We start from the raw sequence: 23,354 nt of genomic DNA, 5'->3' as shown, positions 1-23,354 counted from the left end.
CGGAACCCCGCGCGGGCCGGGCCGGGAGGCCGCGTGCGGGCCGGATCAGGGCAACTGCGGGCCGGCCGGGTCAGGCGGCGGCTGGGTCAGGGCGACGGTCGGGTCAGGAGGCCGCGTCGACGTGGGCGGGCACCCGGCCCAGGTGCGGCGCGGCCGGGCCGGGACGGCCGAAGTGCCAGCCCTGCCCGGCGTCGCAGCCGATCGCGCGCAGCCGGTCGGCCTGGTCGGCCGTCTCCACGCCCTCGGCGGTGACTGTGAGGTCCAGCGCGTGCGCCAGCGACACGAGCGAGGCGAGGATCCGCTCGTCGGTGCCGCTGCCCGGCGCGCGCAGGCCGGTCACGAACTCGCCCGCCACCTTCAGCTCGTCGACCGGCAGGTCCCGCAGGTACGCGAGGTTGCAGTAGCCGGTGCCGAAGTCGTCGATGGCGACCCGGACCCCGAGGTCACCGAGCACCCGCAGGGCCCGCACCGGCTCGACCACTGTGCTCATCATGGTGCTCTCGGTGATCTCCAGCTGCAGCCGGTGCGGCGGCAGGCCGGTGCGCCCGAGCACGCCGCGTACCTCGGTCACCAGGTCGGTGCGGTGCAACTGCCGGACGGCGAGGTTGACGCTGACGAACGGCGCGTCGCCCTCCGCGTCCGGCCAGGTGCCCGCCTCGCGGCACGCCTCGGCCAGCACCCAGCTGCCGAGCCGGACGATCAACCCGGTCTCCTCGGCCAGCGGGATGAAGCTGTCCGGCCGCAGCACACCCAGCTCCGGGTGACGCCAGCGCACCAGCGCCTCCATGCCGAGCACCCGCCCGTCGCGCAACGACGTCAGCGGCTGGTAGTCGAGGTAGAACTCGCCCCGGTCCAGCGCGGCGGGGATCGCCGCGGACAGCGCGTACCGGGCCAGGTCGCGGCGGTTGCGGTCGGCGTCGAACAGCGACCAGCGGGCCCCGCCGGCGGCCTTGGCCCAGTGCAGCGTGCTGTCGGCCGCGCGCATCAGGTCCATCGGCGAGGTGCCCGCGACCGGGCGTTCCACGATGCCGATGCTCGCGGAGACGGTCAGCTCGTGGCCGTCGACGAGCGCCGGTTCGCGTACCGCGGCGAGGGCCGCCTCGGCGACCTTCACCGCGTCGTCGGTGCCGGCGGTGCGTTCGACCAGGATCACGAACTCGTCGCCGCCGAGCCGGGCCACCAGGTGCTCGCCGAGCGCCCGGTGCAGGCGCTGCGCCACCGTCACCAGCAGCGAGTCGCCGATCTGGTGGCCGAGGGAGTCGTTGACGACCTTGAACCGGTCCAGGTCGAGGAAGCAGACACCGACCCGGTCGGCGCCCCGCCCCGGCGCGGTGATCGCGGCGGTCAGCCGTTCGGTGAACAGCGTGCGGTTCGGCAGGCCGGTGAGCGGGTCGTGGGTGGCCTGGTGCCGGAACCGGGCCTCGCTGTCGCGCAGCGCCCGTTCCGCCTGCGCACGGGCCATCATGGCGGCGCGGCGGATGGACTCCTGCTCGTCCAGCGTGCGGTCGCGCAGGGCGCGGGCGTACCCGGTGGCGACCGTGGCGAGCAGCCGGGCCATCCGGTCCTCGACGTCGTCGACGACCAGGTCGAGGTCGCGGACCAGGCGCAGCTGGATCACCTCGACGGTGCGGCCCAGCCCTTCCGCGGAGGCGATGTGCGCCTGCACCAGCTCCGCGCCGACCTGCTGGCCGATCCGCAGGTCGAACGGTTCGGCGCGCAGCGCCTGGGCCAGCCGGTCAGTGAGCCGTTGCAGCATCTCCTCCAGCTGCGACTGGGTCATCGGCAGGTAGCTGGTGCCGGACACCGCCTTGGCCCAGGCCCGGGCGAAGACGCCGGGCCTGCTGCGGGCCGCGTCGTCACCCACCGAGCCGCCCGACCCCGCCCATGAAGACGGCCCGCTCGGCGTTCTCCGCCTGGTCGGGGGAGTCCGGCCGCCACTGCGGCACCCACACCACGCCCGGGTCGACCAGCTCGAAGCCGTCGAACAGCGCGGTCATCTCGGCCCGGCTGCGGATCCAGAGCTGGCTGTCGGTACGCCGGTAGACCCGCTCCGCCTCGGCCCGTTCGCCGGTGCCGGCGCGGCCGTCCTCGCTGGCCTGGGAGAGCACCAGGTGGCTGCCGGGCGCCAGCGCCCCGCGCAGCGTCCGCAGGATCTCCTCCGGGCGGTCGGCGTCCGGGATGAAGTGCAGCACCGCCACGACCATCACGGCTACCGGCCGGGTGAAGTCCAGCAGCCGGGTGACCTCCGGGTGAGCGAGGATCGCCTCCGGGTTGCGCAGGTCCTCCTGGAGCACCGCGGCGTGCTCGTTGCCGGCCAGGATCTCCTGGCTGTGCGCCACCGCCACCGGGTCCACGTCGACGTAGACCACGCGCGACTCCGGGTCGATCCGCTGCGCGATCTCGTGCACGTTGCCGACGGTCGGGATGCCGGAGCCGATGTCGAGGAACTGGCGGATGCCGGCCTGGGCGAGGTACTGCACCGCCCGGCGCAGGAACGCGCGGTTGGCCTGCGCCATCAGCGGCGCCTCCGGCACCGCCTCCACCATCGCGCGGGCGGCCGCCCGGTCGGCGGCGAAGTTGTGCGAGCCGCCGAGGTAGTAGTCGTACATGCGGGCGACGCTGGGGCGCTCGATGTCGATCGTCTCGGGTGCCCAGTCCGGCCGCTGCATGTCCTGCCCCTCGGGTGTCGGCGACACGCGGTCGTCACCGCCGCGCGGATCACCCGGGTATTCTGCCCCTCCGCCGTCGCGGTGCAAAGACCGCCGTCGCTACGCGTCCGGCTGCTCACCGTACGCGACCACACGTGGCCGGGAACGCCGAGAGGCCCGCGTCCGTGGTGGACGGGGCCTCTTCCGGCGGTACGCGTCAGAACTTCGGCGCGTCCGGGGCCTCCAGCAGCCCCAGCCGCAGCGCGGTCATCAGCGCCTGCGCCCGGTTGGCGGCGCCCAGCTTCTCGTAGAGCTTGGAGATGTGGGTCTTGGCGGTCGACTCGCTGACGAACAACTGCTTGGCGATGCCGGCCACGCTCATGCCGTCGGCGAGCAGCCGCAGCACCTGGCCCTCACGGGGGGACAGCTGCGGGCCGGACGGCGCCAGCCGGCGCTTCATCGCCTCGGCCAGGTCGGCGGCGGTGAACGCGCTGGGAGAGGAGGCGGCGTGCCGGGCGGCGGCCACCACCTCGTCGGCCGGGGCGGTCTTGGGCACGAAGGCGCTCGCACCCGCCTCCAGGGCGCCGAAGAGCTGGTCGTCACCGGCGTACATGGTGAGCACGACGATGCCCATGGACGCACTGGACTTGCGCAGGGCGCGGGTGGCCTCCAGGCCGCTGCCGTCGGGCAGGCGGAGGTCCATGATCACCACGTCGGGCTGGAGCGCGCCGGCCTGGCGCACGCCCTCCGCAGCGGTGGCCGCCTCGCCCACGACCTCGAACTGACGGTCGCGCTCGAACGCGTGACGCAGCCCCTTGCGGATGAGGTCGTGGTCGTCGACCAGGAGAACCTTGGTACGGGTGGCCGGTGTCGGACTGCTGGTCATCCTCGGGTTACTCCCCTTCTGCTGCTGCGGCGCTGCCGCGCACCTTATCGCGCCGGGGCGACGAACCGAGCACCACCGCCACAGTCGTCCCACTCGGCTGCCGCGGCCTGATCTCCAACCGGCCTCGGATACGTTCCGCCCTCTCGGCCATGATCGCAAGGCCATAGTGCCCGTCCGGGCGCTGGTCACCGATGCCGTGACCGTCATCCGACACTTCGATTCGGGTGTACGGGGGATCCACCTCGCACGTGACCCACAGGTTCGACGCGCCGGCGTGCTTGCGCGCGTTCGTCACCGCCTCCTGCGCGATGCGCAGCAACTCGGCCTCGGTGGCGGCCGGCAGCCGGGCGGTGGACTCGTCCAGCGACAGGTGCACCCGCAGGCCGCCGGACGCGCCGACGGTGCGGGCGTACTCGGCGATGGCGGCGGCCAGGCCACCGTGCCGGTCCACCTCGCTGCGCAGCTCGAACAGGCTCAGCCGCAGCTCGGTGATCACCCGGGTGACCTCCTGGCGCAGCGTGCGCAGCGAGTCGGCGGTCTCCTCCGCGTCCTCGTGCACGGTGGCGAGCGCGTTGTCGATGCCGTACCCGACCATGACCAGCTCCTGGGCGACCCCGTCGTGGATCTCCCGGGCCAGCCGCTGCCGCTCCTCGTTGGTCGCCAGCGAGCGCACCTCGTCGAAGAGCAGAGCGGCTTCGAGCCGCAGCGCCGCCGGGCCGGTCAGCGCCGTCACCCGGGACACCACGGGCGGCGGGTACGCGGCGGCGGTGTCCGCCTCGATCACCACCAGGCCGACAGTGCGTACGCCCGCCACCAGCGGGACGATCAGCGCGGAGACCTCGCCGGAGCGCCGGGACCGGGCCTGCGAGCGGGCCGAGACGGTCGGCTGCTGGCTGGCCCAGGCGTCGGCGATGGCGGAGTCGGCGTCGAGCGTGGTCTCCCAGTCGACCCGGTCCGCGCCGATCTGCGCGAGCACCACGAGCCGGCCGCCGCCGCTGGCGGACAGCACCGCGCCCCGGTCGGTCTTGGCCACCACCCGCAGCTCCTCCAGCAGGTGCTCGGAGATGCCGCCCGGGTCGAGGGTGGCGCCGGGCAGCTGGCGGGCGACCGTACGGAGCTGGGTGAGCAGGCGGGTCGCCTCGGCGTACGGCTGGGGTTTGCCCTCGCCGCGCACCCGCATGACGCGCTGGAGCGTGCCGGCGGTGTAGAGGCCGAGCCCGGCGAGGATCAGCCACTGGGCGCAGACCGCGAGGTAGCCGACCTGGCCGAGCTGCGGCCCGCCGTCGACCTGCGTGAACGCGGCGCTGGCCAGCAGCGTCGCCGCCGCCACGGCGAGCAGCGCGGCGCCCTCGCGGAACCGGCGGCTCAGCGCGGTCACGGTGACCGGCACGGCGAGGTACGGCAGCACCGCCGAGGCGCCCACCCCGCCGGTCACGCCGGACAGATGGGTGTCGGCGGCGACCTGGCTGGCGGCCAGCCCGAGCACCACCACCTCGGCGAAGCGGCTGATCGGGGCGAGCAGCCGGTGTTGGGGGGCGAGCACGGCGGGCAGGCCGGCGACGCCCAGCAGCGCGATCCACCAGAGCTGGGTGGCGTCGCGGGTGGCGAACAGGGTCAGGGCGGCGACCAGCGCGAGGAGGACCGCGCGAGCCGCCGCCGCGAGGGGCTGCGTCGACGGCTGGCGGGATGTGGAGGCGGGCACGTGACGGATGGTAGTCAGCCCCGGTAGATCTCGGCGATCTCCGAGGCGTACGTCTTGTGCACGACCTGACGCTTGACCTTCAGCGACGGGGTCAGCTCGCCGGTGGTCTCGGTGAAGTCATGCGGCAGGATCCGGAACACCTTGATCGCCTCGGCCTTGGAGACCGCCTGGTTGGCCTGGTCGATCGCGGACTGCACCTCGGCACGCAGCGCCGCGTCGTCGCGCAGCTCGGCCATGCTCGTGGTCTCCGGGCGCCCCTGCCCGGCCAGCCACTTCGGCAGCGCCTCCTCGTCGATGGTGACCAGCGCGGCGATGAACGGCTGCCGGTCGCCGACCACCACGCACTGGCTGATCAGCGGGTGCGCCCGCACCTGGTCCTCCAGCACCGCCGGGGCGACGTTCTTGCCGCCGGCGGTCACGATGATCTCCTTCTTCCGGCCGGTGATGCTCAGGTAGCCGTCGTCGTCCAGGTGCCCGAGGTCGCCGGTGCGGAACCAGCCGTCGGTGCTGATCGCCTCGGCGGTGGCCGCGTCGTTGTGCCAGTAGCCCTGGAAGACGATGTCGCCGGCGATCAGGACCTCGCCGTCGTCGTCGATCCGGATGGTCACGCCGGGCAGCGGGCGGCCGACGGTGCCGATCCGGGTGCCGGTGGGCAGGTTGGCGGCGGCGGCCGGCGAGGTCTCGGTGAGGCCGTACCCCTCGCAGATGGTCACCCCGACGCCGCGGAAGAAGTGCCCGAGCCGCGCGCCCAGCGGCGCGCCGCCGGAGATGGCGTCGCGGCACCGGCCGCCCATCGCCGCCCGCAGCTTGCGGTAGACCAGCTTGTCGAAGAGGGCGTGCTGCGCGCGCAGGCCCAGGCCGGGACCGCCCGGCAGCTCCTGGGCCTCGCTCCACGCGATGGCGACCTTCTCCGCGCGGTCGAAGATCTTGCCCTTCCCCTCGGACTCGGCCTTCTGCCGCGCGCCGTTGTAGACCTTCTCGAAGACCCGGGGTACGGAGAGCACGAACGTCGGCTTGAAGTCCTGCAGCTCGGCGACCAGGTTCTTGGTGTCCGCGCAGTGCGCCATGGTGGCCCGGGCGTGCACGACGCCGACCTGGATGAGCCGGGCGAAGGCGTGCGCGAGCGGCAGGAACAGCAGGGTGGAGGCGCCCTGGCGGAACAGGTTCGGCAGCACCGGCACCGCGTTGGCGATGTCGGAGTAGATGTTGCGGTGGGTCAGCACGCAGCCCTTGGGCCGGCCGGTGGTGCCGCTGGTGTAGATGATCGTGGCGACGTCGTCGGCCTTGAGCAGCGAGCGGCGGGTCTCCACCTCGGCCCGGTCCACCGACGCACCGGCGGCGACCAGGTCGTCGACGGCGCCCAGGTCGATCTGCCACACCTCGCGCAGCTCGGGCAGCCGGTCCCGGACGCCGGCGACCATGGTGGCGTGTGCGGTGCTCTCCACCACCACCGCCACGGCGCCGGAGTCGCCGAGGATCCAGGCGGCCTGCTCGGCGCTGGAGGTCTCGTAGATCGGCACGGTCACCGCGCCGGCCGCCCAGATCGCGTAGTCGAACAGGGTCCACTCGTAGCGGGTGCGGCTCATCAGGCCGACCCGGTCGCCGGGCGAGACGCCTGCGGCGATCAGGCCCTGCGCCACCGCCACCACCTCGTCGCGGAACTGGCGGCAGGTGACATCCTCGCGCGCGTCCGTTCCCGCGCCGGGGCGGACGAACTGCACGGTGTCCGGGGCGACCTCGGCGTTTTCCCAGACCGGGTCGGTCAGGTTGGCCGCGTCGCCGACGGTGACGATCGGCGGGACGGAGAACTCGCGCACCTGCACTCCCTCGTGCTCTACCGGCGGGGGCCGGCCTGGTCGGCTCTGTCGAAACCTACCCGCACACCCCGGGGGGTCTGCCAGGGAGGTTGCCCGCCCGGCTGGTGGGACGCCGTCCGGCGGGTGGAGCGGGACCGGGCGGGAGGCGGCCGGGTAGCCTCCCCACATGGCGGACTCCTCCACCCAGTCGATCATCGTCGGCGCGTCACCGGACCGGGTGGCGGCCGTCATCTGCGACTTCCCGAGTTATCCCGAGTGGGCCGAGGCGGTACGCCGGGCCGAGGTGATCGAGGAGTACGAGGACGGCTACGCCAGCCAGGTCCGGTTCACCCTCGACGCGGGCGTGATGGCCGACGAGTACGTGCTGGCCTACGAGTACGCCGAGGACATCTCCCGGATCGAGTGGCACCTGGTCGCCCCGTCGAAGATGCAGCGCTCCCAGCGCGGGTCGTACGACCTGGTGGGCAACCCGGACGGGACGACCACGGTGACGTACACCCTTGAGGTGGAGCTGTCCGTGGCGATGCTCGGCATGTTCCGCCGCAAGGCCGAGAAAATGATCATGGACGCGGCGTTGAAGCAGCTCAAGCGCCGGGTAGAAGCACCCGGTGCGGCGCAATGACCCGACCGTCGTCCCGGTAGTCACGCTGGAGGAGCCGAACCATGGGCACCACTGATCCGGGTTCGGCCCGGGAAGAGGCCGAGCGCCTCGTCGCCACACTGCTCGCCGGCGCGAAGATGGCCGCCGCACCCGGCTCCGGCGCCTGGGGTCCGCTCGGTGGGATCCTCTCCGGTGTCCTCGGTCACACCCCGCCCGGCGCCGGCCCCGCTCCGGAGACGCCCGCGCCCGCCGGTTTCGCCACCGGCTCGCCGGAATGCTGTGTCTGCCCCGTCTGTCGCGGTATCGCCGCGTTGCGGGATCCAAGTCCCGAGTTCGCCGAGCGGCTTGCCACCGGTGCCGGGGACCTGGCGGCCGGGGTGGCCAGCCTGCTGCGCGCGTTCACCCCGGCTGAGCCGGAGCGAACCGCCGACGCCGGCACCGCCGCACCGGCCGGATCCGGGGACCACGTGTGGCGCGAGGCGACCCGTACCGGGCATGATTCTCAGCCGGCACCCGAGCAGGACGTGTGGTCCGCCGCCACCCGGGGGGAGGGCGCGGCCGATTCGGGTGCCACCGCCGACGCCGCCGGGCCGCCGGAGCCGGACACGAGCCGGACACCGGCCGGCCGTCCCGTGGTGCCCGCCTCGCGGGCGTCCGGAGAGGTGGGCGCGGACGCACCAGGCGACGGGGCCTGACCACCGGACATCCCGGGACCGTACGGCCGGTTCGGCCGGTCCCCGGGCAGCACAGCAGAGGGGAGTGGCAGCGGTGACGCTGACCATCGGAGTCGACGTCGGTGGCACGAAGGTGGCCGGCGGTGTCGTGGACGACGCCGGCACGGTACTCGTGCAGACGCGACGGGACACCCCCGCCGACGACGTGGCCAAGACCCGCGACGTCATCATCGAGGTGGTCACCGAACTGGCCGCCGGTCACGCCGTGGAGGCGGTCGGCATCGGCGCCGCGGGCTGGATCGACGCCTCCCGCTCCACCGTGCTGTTCGCCCCGAACCTGGCCTGGCGGGACGAGCCGCTGCGCGCGTACGTCGGCGACGCCACCGGCCTGCCGGTGATCGTGGAGAACGACGGGAACGTGGCCGCCTGGGCGGAGTTCCGCTACGGCGCGGCCCGCGACGCCGACGACTCGATGGTCATGTTCACCATCGGCACCGGTGTCGGCGGCGGCATCGTGCTCGGCGGTGGCCTGGTCCGCGGCGCCAACGGCATCGCCGCCGAGCTGGGCCACATGCTCACCGTGCCGGACGGCCACCAGTGCGGCTGCGGCCGGCTGGGCTGCATCGAGCAGTACGCGAGCGGCAGCGCGCTGGTCCGCTTCGCCCGCGCCGCCGCCCGGCAGGAGCCGCACCGGGCGGCCGCGTTGCTGGAGCTGGCCGGGGGCGAGGCCGAGACGATCACCGGTCCGATGGTGACCGCCGCCGCGAAGGGCGGCGACCCGGTCTCCACCGAGGCGTTCGCCCAGGTCGGCCGCTGGCTCGGCACCAGCCTCGCCGACATGGCGCAGATCCTCGACCCGCAGGTGCTGGTGGTGGGCGGCGGCGTGATCGACGCCGGTGACCTGCTGCTCGGCCCGACCCGGCGGTCGTTCGCCGACGCGCTGGCCCAGCGCAGCCGCCTGCCCGTCGCCGAGGTGCGCCCGGCCGAGCTGGGCAACACCGCCGGTGTGATCGGCGCCGCCGACCTGGCCCGGCGGATCTGACATGACTGATGCGGGTGTGCCGCTGCGGGTCGTGTCGTACAACATCCACAGCCAGCGCGACGACACGGCCGCGCTGGCCGAGGTGGTCCGGACGGCAGCCCCGGACGTGGTGATCGTCCAGGAGGGACCGCGCCGGTTCCGGTGGCGGCAGAAGACCGCCGCGCTGGCCGAGTCGTTCGGCATGGTCGTGGCGGCCGGTGGCCTGCCGTCGCTGGGCAACGTGCTGCTGACCAGCCTGCGGCTGCGGGTCGTCGACACCAGCTGCCAGCGGTACCCGCTGACGCCGGGACGGCACATGCGCGGCGCCGCGTATGCGTACTGCCGGGTCGGCGGCGTCGACGTGCTGCTGGCCGGCTCGCACCTGTCCACCGACCCGGCCGAGCGGCCCGCCCAGGCGGCGGCGTTCAAGCGTGAGCTGGCCGCGTCCACGCTGCCCGTGGTGGCCGGCGCGGACATCAACGAGGGCCCGGACGGGCCGGCCTGGCAGACGCTCGCCGAGGGGCTCACCGACACGGCGCTCGCCGCCGACCGGGCCGACCGGCACACGTTCTCCTGCGCCGACCCGCGCCGCCGCATCGACGCGCTGTTCGTCGCCCCCCGGATCACGGTGGTCGACTACGACGTGGTGGACACGCCGGCGGCCCGCCGGGCCAGCGACCACTTCCCGGTCCTGGTCGACCTGCTGCTGCCCACCGCCTGACCGGCACGGACCGCCGGGCCGCACCTCGTCCGGCGGTCCACCCGCGTCGAACGCCTGTCCGCGCCCACGCCGCGCGCCCGCCTGCGCCGCGCGTCCGCCCGCGCTTGCGCAGCGGCCGGACCGTCGGGCCGTGACGCACGGCCAGGTGCCTGGCGGCCGGCAGGACCACCGCTTCGCCGCCTTTGCTCTGCCGCCATATGCGCACCAGCTACCCGCCGTGACCGGCGGACCGCGTCCCGGCCGGACGGCCGCGAGACATCGGCGCAGCTCCCGGCGGTGCTGCGTCCGTGGCTGCAGAGCAAAGGGCGGAAGAGGGTACGCCTCCCGCGCCGCCGGTCCACTCACGCTCGGTGACCAGCTCTGCGGTGACGCTGAGTCAGGGGAGCCGGGCGGGCGCCGGGTGCCGGATCCGATGGCTGGACAACGGCGGGCATTCTCGGCAGGATTTCGCTCCGACCCGGCACGCGTGCCGCACAAAGGAGAATTCGCGGTGTCCTCCTCCACCGACCCCGGCCGCCCCGATCCGGACCGGACGGACGTCCCGGTCCGCGACGACCGCCCGGTCTCCGACCGGGGCGACACGGTCTGCGTGATCGGCGCCGGCGCCAGCGGCCTGACCGCCGTGAAGAACCTGCGCGAGGCCGGCTTCGGCGTGGACTGCTACGAGCGGGAGACCGGCGTCGGCGGCGCCTGGAACTGGCGGCACGACCGCAGCCCGGTGTACGCCAGCACCCACCTGATCTCGTCCCGGCCGTTCACCCAGTTCCCCGACTTCCCGATGCCCGACGACTGGCCGGACTACCCGCACCACAGCCAGCTGCTGTCCTACTTCGAGCGGTACGCCGACCACTTCGACCTGCGCCAGCACGTCTGGTTCGGCACCGAGGTGGTCCGCGTCGAGCCGGTCGAGGGGGACCGCTGGGACGTGACCACGCGCAGCACCGGCGGCTACGGCCCCGAGCGCACCTCCCGGTACGCCGCCGTGGTGCTCGCCAACGGCCACAACTGGTCGCCCAAGCTGCCCCGCTACGAGGGGCTGGAGGAGTTCCGCGGCGAGGTCATGCACGCCTCGTCCTACAAGGACCCGGCGCAGTTGCGCGGCAAGCGGGTGCTCGTGGTCGGCGCCGGCAACACCGGCTGCGACATCGCGGTGGAGGCGGCCCAGCAGGCGTCACACTGCTGGCACTCCACCCGCCGCGGCTACTGGTACGCCCCCAAGTACGTCCTCGGCCGCCCCGCCGACCAGGTGAACGACACGCTGCTGGCGCTGCGGGTGCCGTTGCGCGTACGGCAGTGGCTCTACCACTGGACGCTGCGGCTGACGGTCGGCGACCTGACCCGGTTCGGCATGCCCAAGCCCGACCACCGGGTCTACGAGACGCACCCGATCGCCAACAGCCAGCTCGTCTACTACGTCGGCCACGGCGAGGTCACGCCGGTGCCGGACGTGGCCCGGTTCGACGACCGCGCGGTGGAGCTGACCGACGGCCGCCGGATCGACCCGGAGCTGGTCGTCTTCGCCACCGGCTACCTGCCGCGCTTCGAGTTCCTCAAGGGCCGGGTGCTCGGCGACGAGGACGGCTCCGGGCGGCCCCGGCTGTGGCTCAACGCGTTCACCGCCGGTCACCCCACGCTCGCGGTGGTCGGCCTGGTGCAGCCGGACTCCGGCATCTTCCCGATCTCGCACTGGCAGAGCGTGCTGTTCGCCCGGCTGCTCACGCTGCGCGCCACCCGGCCGGAGCGGGCCGCCGCGTTCGACCGCAAGGTCCGGGCCGGCCTGGGCGAGCGGTACTCGGCCAAGGTCAAGGACAGCACCCGGCACTGGTTCGAGGTCGGGCACGCCGACTACCTGCGCGCGTTGCAGCGCGCGCTGCACGAGCTGGAGGGAACCAGGTGAGCGCGAGGAACGCAGCGCAGCGGAGTCCCGCAGTCGCGAACGAAAGGCGGGCACGGTGACGGTTGAGCGGGTGCGGGTGGTCCGGTCTTGGGAGTGGGCCCGCCCGGAGCGGCCCGCCCGCCGCGAGGTGCTCGCCGCCCTGCCGGAGCGGGAGGAGGCGAAGCCGCCGCTGCTGTTCGTGCCCGGGTTCGGGCACGGGGCGTGGGCGTTCGCCGAGCACTGGCTGGGGCACGCCGCCGGTCGCGGCTTCCCGGCGTACGCGCTGAGTCTGCGCGGGCACGGCGGCAGCGAGCCGGCGCCGGAGGCGACGCTGCGGTCGTACACCCATGACGTGACGCAGGTGGCGGCGAGCCTGCCGCGGCAGGCGGTGCTGGTGGGGCACGGCGCCGGCGCCCGGGTCGTGGCGCACGCGATGGCCCGCTACCCGGCGCGGGCCGCGGTGCTGGTGGCGCCGGTGCTCGGCGGCTGGGGGACGTTCGGGACGGCGTTGCGGCGCAACCCGGTCGGCACGGTGCCTGCGGTCTTCGGCGCCGGACTGCGGCTCAACCGGCGGCAGTTGTTCAGCCGGGAGCTGCCGGACGCCGACGCGCGGCGGCACCTGGCCCGGCTGGGCCGGGCCGGGCGGCGGGCGCAGTGGCAGCTGCTGACCGGCCGGTCGCCGGAGCCTGCGGTGGGCCGCCCGCCGGTGCTGGTGCTCGGCAGCCCGGACGACCGGGTGCTGCCGGCCGCGGCGCTGACCAGGGCCGCCCGGCGGTACGCCTCGGCGCCGCTGCTGTTCCCCGGCATGGGGCACGACCTGATGCTCGACGCCCGCTGGCGCGAGCCGATCGACGCGATCCTGGACTGGCTGGACAAGGACCCGGCGCCCGCCCAGGGGTGAGCGCCGGGGCTCGGGTCACCGGGTGGCGGGGCGGCGGCCGACGAGCGTTCCGCTCTCCTCCAGCGCGCTGAGGTAGGACGCCGCCCAGGCGTGGATGTCGTTGTGGGCCAGGTGTTCGCGCATCGCGCGCATCCGGGTCGCGACGTCCTCCGGGCCGGCGCGCAGCGCGGCCAGCAGCCCCTGCTTCAGGCCGTCGAGGTCGTGCGGGTTGACCAGGTACGCCTGCTCCAGTTCGGAGGCGGCGCCGGCGAACTCGCTCAGCAGCAGCGCGCCGGTGCCGTCGACCCGGGCCGCCACGTACTCCTTCGCGACCAGGTTCATGCCGTCGCGCAGCGGCGTCACCGCCATCACGTCCGCGACCCGGTAGAGCGCCACCAGCTCGGCGCGGTCGAACGGCTGGGTGAGGTAGTGGATCGCCGGCTCGCCGACCCGGCCGAACTCACCGTTGATCCGGCCGACCTGGTGCTCCACCCGGTCGCGGAGGATCTGGTACTGCGCCACCCGGTCGCGGCTGGGCACCGCCACCTGGACCAGCACCGTGTCGCGGACCTTGATGTCGCCGTTGGCGAGCAGCTCCCGGTACGCCTTGAGGCGTTGCTCGATGCCCTTCGTGTAGTCCATCCGGTCGACGCTGAGGATCACCTGCTCGGGCCGGCCGAGGTCCTGCCGCAGCCGGCGGGCCCGCTCGGCGACCTCGGGGCGGGCGGCGAGCGCGGACATCTCGGCGGTGTCGATGGCGACCGGGAAGGCGCCGATGCGCACCACCCGGCCGTCCACACCGATCCGCCGGTCGGTGGCGGGCAGGCCGAGCACCTTGGCGGCGAGCTGGGCGAAGTTGTGCGCGGCCTGGGCCCGCTGGAAGCCGACCAGGTCGGCGCCGAGCATGCCGCGCAGCAGTTCGGCCCGGCGGGGCAGCTGCATGAACAGTTCCGGCGGCGGGAACGGCACGTGCAGGAAGAACCCGATCCGCAGGTCGGGGCGCAGCTCGCGGAGCAGACCCGGCACCAGCTGGAGGTGGTAGTCCTGCACCCAGACCAGACCGCCCGGCTCGGCCACCCGGGCCGCGGCCTCGGCGAACCGCTGGTTGACCCGCTGGTACGCCTCCCACCAGCGGCGGTGGTACTCCGGCTGCTCGACGGCGTCGTGGTAGAGCGGCCAGAGGGTGGCGTTGGCGAAGCCCTCGTAGTGGTCGCGGAAGTCCTCGGCGCTCAGCGGCACGGTGTGCATCCGGACGCCGTCCACGTCCGGCAGGTCGGGCGCGGGACCGGTGCCGCCGGCCCAGCCCACCCAGGTGGCGGGTGTGTGCCGCAGCAGCGGGTGCAGGGCGCTCACCAGGCCGCCGGGGCTGCGGCGCCACTCGAAGGCGCCGTCGGGCGCCACGCTGTCGTCGATGGGGAGGCGGTTGGCCACCACCACGAGGGGGCTCTGTCGCATCTCGGGCATTCCGCTCAGCAGGGGACCGGCAACCCGGAGGAGTCGCAAGCCGGACAGCCGGTGCGGGACGTGACGTTCGGCCTATTCCTACTGACTGTAAGTTACACGCTTGTTACGCCCCCGCCCAGGGCGGGCGGCGTCCCGCCATCCGGGCAGCGTCCGGTGCGCCGTCAGACGACCGCGCCGTCGTCCGGGTCGTGGTCGTCCCGGTCGCCCGGGCGCAGCCGCCAGATCAGCATGACGAAGCCGGCCAGGATGCCGGTGAAGCCGAGCAGCGTGACCACCGACGGGTCGACCAGCGACACCACGGTGGGGGACAGGAACAGCAGGAAGCCGAGCACGATGCAGGCCACGCCGAGCACCGCGTACTTGGAGAAGCGGGGCAGCGGGGGCGGCGGGGGCGGGGTGTAGTGCTCCTCGTCCGACGCCTCGTCGGGCAGGTTCGCGCCGAACGTGTCCAGGCCGTCGAGCAGCGAGGGCTCGTCGTGCCGGTCCCGGCTGAGCGAGACACCGGAGACGTCGGCGGCGTACGGCAGCCGGCGCACGTCGGTGGCGGTCGGGCCGGCGGGCTCCTCGGCCCGGCCGCCGGCGGCGGTGCCCGGCGCGGGCGGGTCGTCCACGTCCTCGGCGGCGGGCCAGGGGTGGCTGCCGGCGCTCGGCGCGGTGTGGAAACCGGCGACGATCTTCGCCCACTCGGCCTCGATGTCCGGCTCGTCGGCGCGCGGCGGGTCGCCCCCGCCCTCGTCGGCGAGCTGGGTCAGGTAGTCGCGGGCGGTGGTCAGGTGCGACCTGTCGACGTAGAGCCGGTCGACCGGGCGGGCCGGGACGGTGGTGGTGCGGGTCACCGGGTTCAGGTCGGCCGAGGGCTGGAGGTAGGCCGCGATGCCACCGGCGGCGAGCACGTCGAGCAGGTGCTCGCCGACGCGTGGATCGACGTCGCCCGCGATCGCGTACTCGGCCGCGTCGAGCCCGTTGTCCCGTCGTCCCCGACGGGGCCCGCCCCCTGACACCGGACACCCCCTTCGCCGATCCCTGCCCGTGCCCTGAATCGTGACACGTCGGCACCCGGTTCCGGGAGTGCGTTGTGGCGTGCCGCTCGTCGTTCGTACCCTCTTCCCGGACTCCCGTGGGCGCAGCCGGCGCCTCCGGGGCCACGCGGCGACCCGTCCGCCGCCACCGACACGGGAAGGACGCCGGTGCTGTACTGGCTGCTGAAGTACGTCGTTCTCGGCCCACTGCTGAGGTTGATCTTCCGCCCGCAGGTCGAAGGGCTGGAGCACGTTCCGGAGACCGGGCCGGTGATCCTGGCCAGCAACCACCTCTCCTTCTCGGATTCGATCTTCACACCGCTGATCGTCAAGCGAAAAGTCACATTCATCGCGAAAGCCGAATACTTCACCGGTAAGGGCCTCAAGGGCCGGCTCACCAAGATGTTCTTCGTCGGCTCCGGCACCATTCCGGTCGACCGCTCCGGTGGACGGGCCGCCCGGGCCGCCCTCGACACCCAGCTCTCCGTGCTGCGCGCCGGTGGCATCGCCGGGATCTACCCGGAGGGCACCCGGTCGCCGGACGGCCGGCTCTACCGGGGCAAGACCGGCGTGGCCCGGCTGGCGCTGGAGAGCGGCGCCCCGGTCGTCCCGATGGCCATGCTCAACTCCGACGCGATCCAGCCCACCGGCCAGATCGTCCCGAACCTGGGCCGGGTGCGGATCCGCTTCGGCCCGCCACTGGACTTCTCCCGCTACGCCGGGATGGCCGGCGACCGGTTCGTCGAGCGGGCGGTCACCGACGAGATCATGTACGAGCTGATGGAGCTGTCCGGCCGCGAGTACGTCGACACGTACGCCCAGAAGGCCAAGAGCGCCGCGGTGGGGCAGCCGGTCCCGGCCTGACCTCAGCCCGCCCCGGCGATCCGGAGCAGCCCGGTGGCGGCGTGCCGGCCGGCGAACGCGCGTACCCGGGCCAGCGTCGCCGCCGCGGCCGGCGGGTCCGCCTCGGTCAGCGGCCCGACCGCCAGCGCGGACGCGATCATCTGGTCGGTGACGTCGGTCATCTCCGCGTACCCCTCGGCGGCGGAGGTGAGCAGCCGGCCCGCCCGCGCGGCGTCCCCGTCGCCCCGGGCCAGCGCCGCCTCGGCCGACCGCCCGGCCTCCCGTGCCCAGCGGGTCACCCGTGGCGCGTGGGCCAGCAGGTCGCGCACCAGCACCGCGGCGTCGCCGCCGAGCAGCGCGGCGACGTGACCGACCGCCGGCACCCACTCGGCGAACGGGATCATCTTGGTCTGCCGCCAGTCCTCGTCCAGCTCGGTCAGCAGCGCCATCGTCTCGTCCCGGCGGCCCTGCACCGCGCGGCAGAGCGCGGCGTGCGCCAGCGTGGAGCGCAGCACGCGCTGGAAGCCGCTGCGCCGGGCCGCGACGAGCGCCTGGTCCACCAGGTCCTCGCCGGTGCCCGGCCCGGCCGGGTCGTCGCCGAGCGCCCGGATCCAGCCGGACACGGCCACGATGTGCAGGTCCCACTCGTCGGTCGGGCGCCGCGTCGACCCCTCGGCCATCCGCAGCGCCGACGTCCAGTCCCCGCTGTAGTACGACCGGGCCCACTGGTCGCTGAAGCTCACCGTGAGGGCGTGCTCGCCGGCCAGGTCCAGCGAGCGCTGCTCGTCGACCAGCCGGGCCGAGCCGGTCAGGTCGCCCTCCTCCTGGAGCACCCAGGCCAGGTTGTGCACCGCGCGGCGGCGGCTGGTCAGCCGCTCCACCCGGCACTCCTCGGTCACGTCGGCCAGCTCGGCATACGCCTCCTCGGCGCCGGCCTGGTAACGGACCACCGCCAGCGTGATGCGCGCGTTCGCCCGCGCCTCGCGCAGCTCCAGCCGCTCGGCCAGCTCGGCGGCGGTGCGCGCGGCCACGCACGCCGGCTCGGTCTCCGCGTCGAGCATGTGCGCCCGCGCCAGCTCCAGCAGCACGCCCACCTTGTCCTCGCTGTCCGGCAGCGTGGCGTGCAGCCCGATCGCCCGGTCCAGGCAGCGCATCAACTCCGAGCGGTCGGCCCGCGCGAAGGCCGCAGTGGCCAGCAGCCGCCACGCCTTCGCCGCACCGGGCCGGTCACCCGCGCCGGCCAGCCGGCCGGCCAGGGTGGTGAGCAGCGCCGTCCCGCCGCCGTCGAGGAAGCCGTCCCGGTCCCGGTAGAACGCCAGCTCGGCCTGGAACAGCTCGAGCGCCGGGTCCGGACCGCACTCCACGCTCAACGCGCGGTCCACCAGCGTGGCCGCGGTCTCCAGCGCGTGCAGGTCGTACGCCCGGCGTGCGGCCCGGTGCAGCGCGGACCGGGTCGCGGCGGCGTGCGGGGTCTGGTCCAGCCCGACCGTACGGGCGATCTCGTGCGCCGCCCACCTGTGGTTGGCCAGCACCTCGGCCAGGTCGTGCTGCCGGCCGTCGGCGAGCTGCTCCAGCCAGTCGGCGGTGCGCTGGTGCCGGGCGACCCGCTCGGCCCGGGGCAGCCGCTGATAGCAGACGTCCCGGACCAGCACGTGCCGGAACCGGTACTCCGCCTGTCCGGGCATTGTCGACACGGGCAGCTCGTAGACGAGGTCACGGCGCTGGAGGTGGTGCAGCGCGCGTTCGACCCACTCCACCGGGCGGCCGAGCGCCAGCGCCACCGGCGCGGCCCAGAACTGCACGCCGACGACGGAGGCGGCCTGGAGCACCGCGCGGTCGGCCGGGTCGAGCAGGTCCAGCCGGTTGGCGATGACCGCCTGCACGGTACGCGGCATCCCGGCGCCCCCGGCCGGATCGACGAGCGCCAGCCCGGCGGTCCGCTCGGCCAGCCCGCCGTCGAGCAGCATCCGCGCGTACTCCTGGGCGTAGAGCGGGTTGCCGTCGGCGAACTCGATCAGCGGCGCCCGTGCGTCCTGCGGCAGCGTGGCCTGGCCGAGCAGCAGCGAGTAGAGCGTGTCGATGTCCCCGTCGTGCATCGGCGGCACCGAGATGGACATCGCCCCGCTGATCGTGCCGGTCCAGGCCGGGTGCCGCTCGCGCAGTTCCGGCCGGGCGGTCGCGACGACCAGCAGCGGCACGTTGCGGGCCGCCGCGCCGAGCTGCTCGACGAAGGACAGCATCGCCTCGTCGGCCCAGTGCATGTCCTCGAAGACGAGCACCGTGGGGCCGGTCGCGGCCAGGGTGAGCAGGAAGCGCCGCCACGCCGCCTCGGTCTCCGCCGAGGTGAGCCGTTCGCCGGAGACGCCGACGAGCGGGCCCAGCGCCTCGGCCAGCCGTATCGCGTGCGGGTCGGCGAGGTGGCCCAGTCGCTCGCGCAGCCGGTCCCGGATGGTGGCCGGGTCGTCGGCGCCGGTCAGCCCGGCCCAGCTCCGGACGATGTCGGCCAGCGCCGCGTAGGTGACGTTCTCGCCGAACGGCGGGCACTGGCCGGTCAGCCAGGTGACCCGGGTGCCGGGCAGGCTGGCGGCGTGCCGGGCCAGCTCGCGCAGCAGCCGGCTCTTGCCCACCCCGGCCGGGCCGAAGACGGTGAGCAGCTGCGAGGTGCGCTCGGTCAGCGTGCGGTGCAATGCGCTGACCAGCAGGCCCCGCTCGTGGTCCCGGTCGACCATCGGGGTCAGCTCGGCGGTCTGCCCGTCGCGCCGGGGCCGCGCCCGTACGGCCAGCCAGATCCGGCTCACCGACGACCGGCCGCGCAACGTCACCGGTGGCTGGTCGTCGTACTCCATCTCGCGCCGGGTGGCCGCCCAGGTGCTCTCGTCGACCACCACGCCGCCGACCGGGGCGAGCCCCTGCAACCGGCTGGCGGTGTTCACCACGTCGCCGGTGACGAACGCCTGGCCGCCGTCGCGCGCCGCGGCCAGGTCGACCAGGGCCTCGCCGGTGGCGATGCCGACCCGGAACCCGAGCGGCGGGTGCGGTCCGGCCGGCTGCCGGGCCAGGCTGCGTTGCAGCTCCAGCCCGGCGCGTACGCAGCGCAGCGCGTCGTTGTCGGTGGCCACCGGCGCGCCGAACAACGCCATGACCGCGTCGCCGATGTACTTCTCCACCACGCCGCCGTACTGGTGCACCAGCCGGCGCACCGTGGCGAAGTAGACCTGTTGCAGGCTGCGGGCCTGTTCCGGGTCGGCCCGCTCGGCGTATGTCGTGAAGTCGACGATGTCGATGAAGAGCACGCTGACCTGGCGGCGGTCCTCCTGCACCGTGACCGCGTGGTCGCGCAGCGGCTGACCGCAGTTGGTGCAGAAGTTGGCGCCGGTGTCGTTGGCGTGGCCGCAGCCTGGGCAGGCCGCGGCCAGCGGACGGCCGCACCCACCGCAGAAACGGTCGTCCGGCCCGGCGGTCCGGGCGCAGTGTCCACAGGTGAGGTCGATGTCCGGCTCCGTACGCGTGAGGTCCCCAGTGTCCCGCGCGGCCGCGCAGTCGGGTACCCGACGGGTCGGCGGGACGTCACGGCTGTTCGGCCGGGTCTAGTCTCCCCTAGCAGGAAGTCCCGTCGACAGGGAGATTGCCGTGCACGTCCGGCTGTCCGCCTCATGGACCGATCCACGGGGGACGGTGTGGGCCGTCGGTGACACGGTCGACGTGGACGCTGTCACCCTCGCCGAACTGGAGGAAAAAGGCATGGTGGAGCAGCCCGCGGGTAGCGGATCGACCGAGACCACGACCACCACGACGACCCCGCCGAAGAAGACCGACCCGTCGAAGATCGGCCCGGGGCCGAGCTCGCCCCCGGCCGACACCACGAACGACTGACCGGGCGTACGACGAACGGGCGTACGACGAACGCGGCGGGGGCCGGCGGGACGACCGCCGGCCCCCGCCGTCGTCGTGTCAGCGGTCGTTCATGCCGGCCCGGCGGCGCAGCGCGGCCACGTCGGTGACCACGATGCGGCGTCCCTCGGTCCGCAGCCAGCCCCGGCTGGCGAACGAGCCGATGGCCTGGTTGACGCTCTGCCGGGAGCCGCCGGCCATCTCGGCGAGCTGGCTCTGGTTCAGCTCGATCGTGATCATCGGAGCCTGGCTCTCGCCGGCCAGCCGGACCAGCGTCTTTGCGACCCGGCCGGGCAGGTCGAGGAAGACGTGGTCGGCGTTCTGCTCGGTGAGCCGGCGGATCAGCTGGCCCAGCGAGCGCATCACCGCGTCCAGGATGCGCGGGTTGGAGTGCACCAGCTCCATGAACGCGGGCCGCGACAGCGCGAGCGCGGCGCAGTCCTCGATCGCCTCGGCCGACGCCGAGCGGGTGGAGGCGTCCAACAGGGACACCTCGCCGAGCACGTCCGGGGGTCGGATCACCGACAGCACCGCGCGCTCGCCGGTCGGGGCGGTGCGGAACACCGCCACCGCGCCGCGGCGCAGCACGATCAGCGACTCGCCGGGGTCGTTCTCGACGAAGAGCAGCTGGCCCTTGCGGTAGGTGCGCGGTACGGCCGCGGCGATGACACGCTGCCGCACCTCCGGCTCAAGCCCGGCGAACATCTCCACACCCGTGAGCGCGTCACCCGGCTCCGGCAGGCGAGACTCCACGGCTCAACCCCTCCCCGGTCAGAAGTCACGACTCGCACACCGGGTGAAGCTGTCAGTCCCGGTACGAGGCAGCTCAACCGGTTCGGCGCCCGACGGCGGTACACATCAGATCATGACGCTCTCGTCGCGTGCTGTACACCCCCGGAAACACTTCCGTGACCATGCCCGGCCGCCGACGGCACGCCCGCCGACCTCGGCGGACGCCCCGGCGACCGGCGCGTGCCGGTGATGGGTGAGGATGGGGGCGATGGTCTACCGCTATTTCTACGACTGCGAATTCATCGAGGACGGCCGCATCGTCGACCTGGTGTCGATCGGCGTCGTCGACGAGTACGGCCGCGAGTTCTACGCGGTCTCCACCGAGTTCGACGACTCCCGGGCGGTGCCCTGGGTGCGGCGCAACGTGCTGGACAAGCTCCCGTCGCCGGCCGACCGGGCCTGGCGCTCCCGCGCGCGCATCCGCGACGACCTGCACGAGTTCCTGCTGGAGCCGGTGCGGGACCGGCCGGGCGAGCAGCTGGAGCTGTGGGCCTGGTACGCCGCCTACGACCACGTCGTGCTGGCCCAGCTCTGGGGCGCGATGCCGGCGCTGCCGCGGGAGATCCCCCGCTTCACCAAGGAGCTGCGTCAGCTCTGGGACGACCTGGGGCGCCCCCGGCTGCCGGACGCCGAGGCCGACCGGCACGACGCGCTGGTCGACGCCCGGCACAACCTGGCGCGGTGGCGGGCGATGACGGCGCGGGAGGTTTGACCGGTTCCGCCCAGGGCACCGGAGCGGCATCTGCGCCGATCCGAGACAGGAGTGCCCCATGAGCAATGAGCCGACCAACGCCGCGGACGCCCGCCGCCGGGTCACCGAGCTGATCCGGGACGCCCGGATCTGCCTGCTCACCACCACCGGCGTGGACGGGCGTCTGGTCAGCCGCCCGATGGGGTTGCAGGAGGCGGACTTCGAGGGCGACCTGTGGTTCTTCGCGTACGCCGACTCGGCGAAGGTCCGGCAGATCCGGGTGAACCCGCAGGTGAACGTCGGTTTCTCCGACCAGCGTCACCACGCCTGGGTGTCGGTGGCCGGCACCGCCACCGAGGAGTGGGACGCCGACCGGGCGAAGGAGCTGTGGAGCCCGCTGCTGAAGGCGTGGTTCCCGGACGGGCTGGACACGCCCGGGATCACCTTGATCAAGGTGCACGCCGGGTCGGCGGAGTACTGGGACTCGCCCGGCAGCACCGTGGTCAACCTGCTCGGCTTCGCCAAGGCGGCGGTGACCGGCAAGCCGCCGAAGGCGGGGGAGAACCACGAGGTCGGCTACTGACGGGTAGCCCGTCCGCCGTCCGGAACGGCCCGGGGTGCGGTGCCGGCGTACACCTGCGCCGACTACAGTGCGCAGTGACGGCCCGCCCCGGGCCGGCAACGGCGCCGATGGTCTGATCTGACACATATCCTGGGGCTTATCCGGGCTTCACCTGATGCTCCAGGAGGATGAGCAGATCATGCGTATCGGCGTGCTCACCGGCGGCGGCGACTGCCCAGGTCTCAACGCGGTGATTCGGGCGGTGGTCCGCAAGGGCGTCGCCACCTACGGTCACGAGTTCGTGGGCTTCCGCGACGGCTGGAAGGGCCCGCTCGAGGGCCTGACCAAGCCGCTCGGCATCGCCGAGGTGCGCGGCATCCTGCCCCGTGGCGGCACCATCCTCGGCTCGTCCCGCACCAACCCGTTCAAGATCGAGAACGGCGTGGAGCGGATCAAGGACAACCTCGCCGCCCAGGGCGTGGACGCGCTGATCGCGATCGGCGGCGAGGACACGCTCGGCGTCGCGACCAAGCTGCACGAGCTGGGCGTCAACGTCATCGGCGTGCCGAAGACGATCGACAACGACCTCGGTGCGACCGACTACACGTTCGGCTTCGACACCGCCGTCAACATCGCCATGGAGGCGATCGACCGGCTGCACACCACGGCGGAGAGCCACCACCGCACGCTCGTGGTCGAGGTCATGGGCCGGCACGCCGGCTGGATCGCCCTGCACGCCGGTCTCGCCGGTGGCGCCAACGTGATCCTGCTGCCGGAGCGGCAGTTCGACGTCGAGCAGGTCGCCGGCTACGTCGAGAAGCGCTTCCAGCACCAGTACGCCCCGATCGTCGTGGTCGCCGAGGGCGCCCAGCCGCTCGACGGCCAGATGGTGCTGCACAACCAGGAGCTGGACGCGTTCGGTCACGTCCGTCTCGGCGGCATCGGCCAGTGGCTGGCCGAGCAGCTGGAGGCGAAGACCGGCAAGGAGGCCCGCACCGTGGTGCTCGGCCACATCCAGCGCGGTGGCACGCCGACCGCGTTCGACCGGGTGCTGGCCACCCGGCTCGGCCTGCACGCGATCGACGCCGCGCACGAGGGCGACTGGGGCAAGATGGTCGCGATGCAGAGCACGGACATCGTCCGCGTCCCGCTCGCCGACGCCACCCGCGAGCTGAAGACCGTGCCGCTGGAGCGGTACGCCGAGGCCGAGGTCTTCTTCGGCAGCTGATCGACGGCGCACGGGCGTGGCGGGCCGGTGACCCGGCC

20 protein-coding genes are annotated in these 23,354 nt (G+C 73.8%); 11 read left to right on the top strand and 9 right to left on the bottom strand.

Features of this window, described 5'->3' with window-relative positions; translation table 11 throughout:
* Positions 1–103: 103 nt before the first annotated feature.
* The 5 genes from IF06_RS0125145 to IF06_RS0125125 form a co-directional block, all read right to left on the bottom strand.
* Positions 104–1,780: a putative bifunctional diguanylate cyclase/phosphodiesterase gene (locus IF06_RS0125145; protein WP_225319615.1), complete on the bottom strand. Its 1,677-nt coding sequence runs from the start codon at positions 1,778–1,780 to the stop codon at positions 104–106.
* Between the two features lie 76 nt (positions 1,781–1,856).
* Entirely contained in the window at positions 1,857–2,669 is an 813-nt protein-coding gene (locus tag IF06_RS0125140; protein ID WP_030273947.1) for an SAM-dependent methyltransferase, read from the bottom strand.
* Between the two features lie 196 nt (positions 2,670–2,865).
* Entirely contained in the window at positions 2,866–3,534 is a 669-nt protein-coding gene (locus tag IF06_RS0125135; RefSeq protein ID WP_013287678.1) for a response regulator transcription factor, read from the bottom strand.
* A gap of 7 nt (positions 3,535–3,541) precedes the next feature.
* Positions 3,542–5,236 (bottom strand): GAF domain-containing sensor histidine kinase, encoded by a 1,695-nt coding sequence (locus IF06_RS0125130; RefSeq protein WP_013287677.1) that lies wholly within the window; start codon positions 5,234–5,236, stop codon positions 3,542–3,544.
* Between the two features lie 14 nt (positions 5,237–5,250).
* The gene (locus IF06_RS0125125) at positions 5,251–7,053 is read right to left on the bottom strand and encodes an AMP-dependent synthetase/ligase (protein WP_013475734.1); all 1,803 of its coding nucleotides are present in this window, start codon (positions 7,051–7,053) and stop codon (positions 5,251–5,253) included.
* Between the two features lie 166 nt (positions 7,054–7,219).
* Between IF06_RS0125125 and IF06_RS0125120 the strand changes: the two genes are divergently transcribed.
* From IF06_RS0125120 to IF06_RS0125095, 6 genes are all read left to right on the top strand, one after another.
* The gene (locus IF06_RS0125120) at positions 7,220–7,675 is read left to right on the top strand and encodes an SRPBCC family protein (RefSeq protein WP_013287675.1); all 456 of its coding nucleotides are present in this window, start codon (positions 7,220–7,222) and stop codon (positions 7,673–7,675) included.
* Between the two features lie 41 nt (positions 7,676–7,716).
* A complete protein-coding gene (locus IF06_RS0125115) occupies positions 7,717–8,349 on the top strand; it encodes a hypothetical protein (RefSeq protein ID WP_030273944.1) in 633 nt (210 codons plus the stop codon).
* A 73-nt stretch (positions 8,350–8,422) separates the two neighbouring features.
* Positions 8,423–9,370: an ROK family glucokinase gene (locus IF06_RS0125110; RefSeq protein ID WP_036311523.1), complete on the top strand. Its 948-nt coding sequence runs from the start codon at positions 8,423–8,425 to the stop codon at positions 9,368–9,370.
* 1 nt (position 9,371) lies between these two features.
* Entirely contained in the window at positions 9,372–10,070 is a 699-nt protein-coding gene (locus IF06_RS0125105) for an endonuclease/exonuclease/phosphatase family protein (RefSeq protein ID WP_030273940.1), read from the top strand.
* A 490-nt stretch (positions 10,071–10,560) separates the two neighbouring features.
* Complete coding sequence (locus IF06_RS0125100; RefSeq protein WP_030273938.1) at positions 10,561–11,967, top strand: flavin-containing monooxygenase; 1,407 nt, start codon at positions 10,561–10,563, stop codon at positions 11,965–11,967.
* Between the two features lie 55 nt (positions 11,968–12,022).
* Positions 12,023–12,847, top strand: coding sequence for an alpha/beta hydrolase (locus tag IF06_RS0125095; protein ID WP_030273935.1), 825 nt, complete (start codon positions 12,023–12,025; stop codon positions 12,845–12,847).
* Positions 12,848–12,862: 15 nt separating this feature from the next.
* Here the strand turns inward: IF06_RS0125095 and IF06_RS0125090 are convergent, their stop codons facing one another.
* Both IF06_RS0125090 and IF06_RS0125085 read right to left on the bottom strand, forming a co-directional pair.
* On the bottom strand, positions 12,863–14,281 hold the full coding sequence (locus IF06_RS0125090) for an alpha,alpha-trehalose-phosphate synthase (UDP-forming) (protein ID WP_013475738.1): 1,419 nt from the start codon (positions 14,279–14,281) through the stop codon (positions 12,863–12,865).
* A gap of 170 nt (positions 14,282–14,451) precedes the next feature.
* Positions 14,452–15,291, bottom strand: coding sequence for a DUF308 domain-containing protein (locus IF06_RS0125085; protein ID WP_013287668.1), 840 nt, complete (start codon positions 15,289–15,291; stop codon positions 14,452–14,454).
* A gap of 186 nt (positions 15,292–15,477) precedes the next feature.
* Between IF06_RS0125085 and IF06_RS0125080 the strand changes: the two genes are divergently transcribed.
* On the top strand, positions 15,478–16,173 hold the full coding sequence (locus IF06_RS0125080) for a lysophospholipid acyltransferase family protein (RefSeq protein WP_013475739.1): 696 nt from the start codon (positions 15,478–15,480) through the stop codon (positions 16,171–16,173).
* 2 nt (positions 16,174–16,175) lie between these two features.
* Here IF06_RS0125080 and IF06_RS0125075 read toward each other — a convergent pair whose 3' ends face one another.
* Positions 16,176–19,643, bottom strand: coding sequence for an ATP-binding protein (locus IF06_RS0125075; RefSeq protein ID WP_083395322.1), 3,468 nt, complete (start codon positions 19,641–19,643; stop codon positions 16,176–16,178).
* Positions 19,644–19,782: 139 nt separating this feature from the next.
* On the opposite strand from IF06_RS0125075, the gene IF06_RS0125070 reads away from it, so the two are divergent.
* Entirely contained in the window at positions 19,783–20,025 is a 243-nt protein-coding gene (locus IF06_RS0125070; protein WP_013287665.1) for a hypothetical protein, read from the top strand.
* A 78-nt stretch (positions 20,026–20,103) separates the two neighbouring features.
* On the opposite strand, the gene IF06_RS0125065 is transcribed toward IF06_RS0125070, so the two are convergent.
* Positions 20,104–20,796 (bottom strand): Crp/Fnr family transcriptional regulator, encoded by a 693-nt coding sequence (locus IF06_RS0125065; protein WP_013287664.1) that lies wholly within the window; start codon positions 20,794–20,796, stop codon positions 20,104–20,106.
* Positions 20,797–21,043: 247 nt separating this feature from the next.
* Between IF06_RS0125065 and IF06_RS0125060 the strand changes: the two genes are divergently transcribed.
* The 3 genes from IF06_RS0125060 (at position 21,044) to IF06_RS0125050 (ending at position 23,316) form a co-directional block, all read left to right on the top strand.
* Positions 21,044–21,547, top strand: a complete 504-nt coding sequence (locus tag IF06_RS0125060) for a polyadenylate-specific 3'-exoribonuclease AS (RefSeq protein WP_013475742.1) — start codon at positions 21,044–21,046, stop codon at positions 21,545–21,547.
* A 58-nt stretch (positions 21,548–21,605) separates the two neighbouring features.
* Positions 21,606–22,109 (top strand): pyridoxamine 5'-phosphate oxidase family protein, encoded by a 504-nt coding sequence (locus IF06_RS0125055; RefSeq protein ID WP_030273931.1) that lies wholly within the window; start codon positions 21,606–21,608, stop codon positions 22,107–22,109.
* Between the two features lie 178 nt (positions 22,110–22,287).
* Positions 22,288–23,316, top strand: coding sequence for a 6-phosphofructokinase (locus IF06_RS0125050; protein ID WP_030273929.1), 1,029 nt, complete (start codon positions 22,288–22,290; stop codon positions 23,314–23,316).
* Positions 23,317–23,354 lie beyond the last annotated feature (38 nt).

Origin of the sequence: Micromonospora globosa (assembly GCF_000717585.1) — a bacterium.
Taxonomy (GTDB): Bacteria; Actinomycetota; Actinomycetes; order Mycobacteriales; family Micromonosporaceae; genus Micromonospora; species Micromonospora aurantiaca.
The sequence above is the reverse complement of the archived record's forward strand: the minus strand, read 5'-3'. Positions and strand labels throughout refer to the sequence as shown.

Bases quoted from the DNA above. Each gene is read 5' to 3' on its own strand.
- IF06_RS0125145 (WP_225319615.1), bottom strand. From the start codon at position 1,780: ATGACCCAGTCGCAGCTGGAGGAGATGCTGCAACGGCTCACTGACCGG.
- IF06_RS0125140 (WP_030273947.1), bottom strand. From the start codon at position 2,669: ATGCAGCGGCCGGACTGGGCACCCGAGACGATCGACATCGAGCGCCCC.
- IF06_RS0125135 (WP_013287678.1), bottom strand. From the start codon at position 3,534: ATGACCAGCAGTCCGACACCGGCCACCCGTACCAAGGTTCTCCTGGTC.
- IF06_RS0125120 (WP_013287675.1), top strand. From the start codon at position 7,220: ATGGCGGACTCCTCCACCCAGTCGATCATCGTCGGCGCGTCACCGGAC.
- IF06_RS0125115 (WP_030273944.1), top strand. From the start codon at position 7,717: ATGGGCACCACTGATCCGGGTTCGGCCCGGGAAGAGGCCGAGCGCCTC.
- IF06_RS0125105 (WP_030273940.1), top strand. From the start codon at position 9,372: ATGACTGATGCGGGTGTGCCGCTGCGGGTCGTGTCGTACAACATCCAC.
- IF06_RS0125090 (WP_013475738.1), bottom strand. From the start codon at position 14,281: ATGCGACAGAGCCCCCTCGTGGTGGTGGCCAACCGCCTCCCCATCGAC.
- IF06_RS0125060 (WP_013475742.1), top strand. From the start codon at position 21,044: ATGGTCTACCGCTATTTCTACGACTGCGAATTCATCGAGGACGGCCGC.
- IF06_RS0125055 (WP_030273931.1), top strand. From the start codon at position 21,606: ATGAGCAATGAGCCGACCAACGCCGCGGACGCCCGCCGCCGGGTCACC.
- IF06_RS0125050 (WP_030273929.1), top strand. From the start codon at position 22,288: ATGCGTATCGGCGTGCTCACCGGCGGCGGCGACTGCCCAGGTCTCAAC.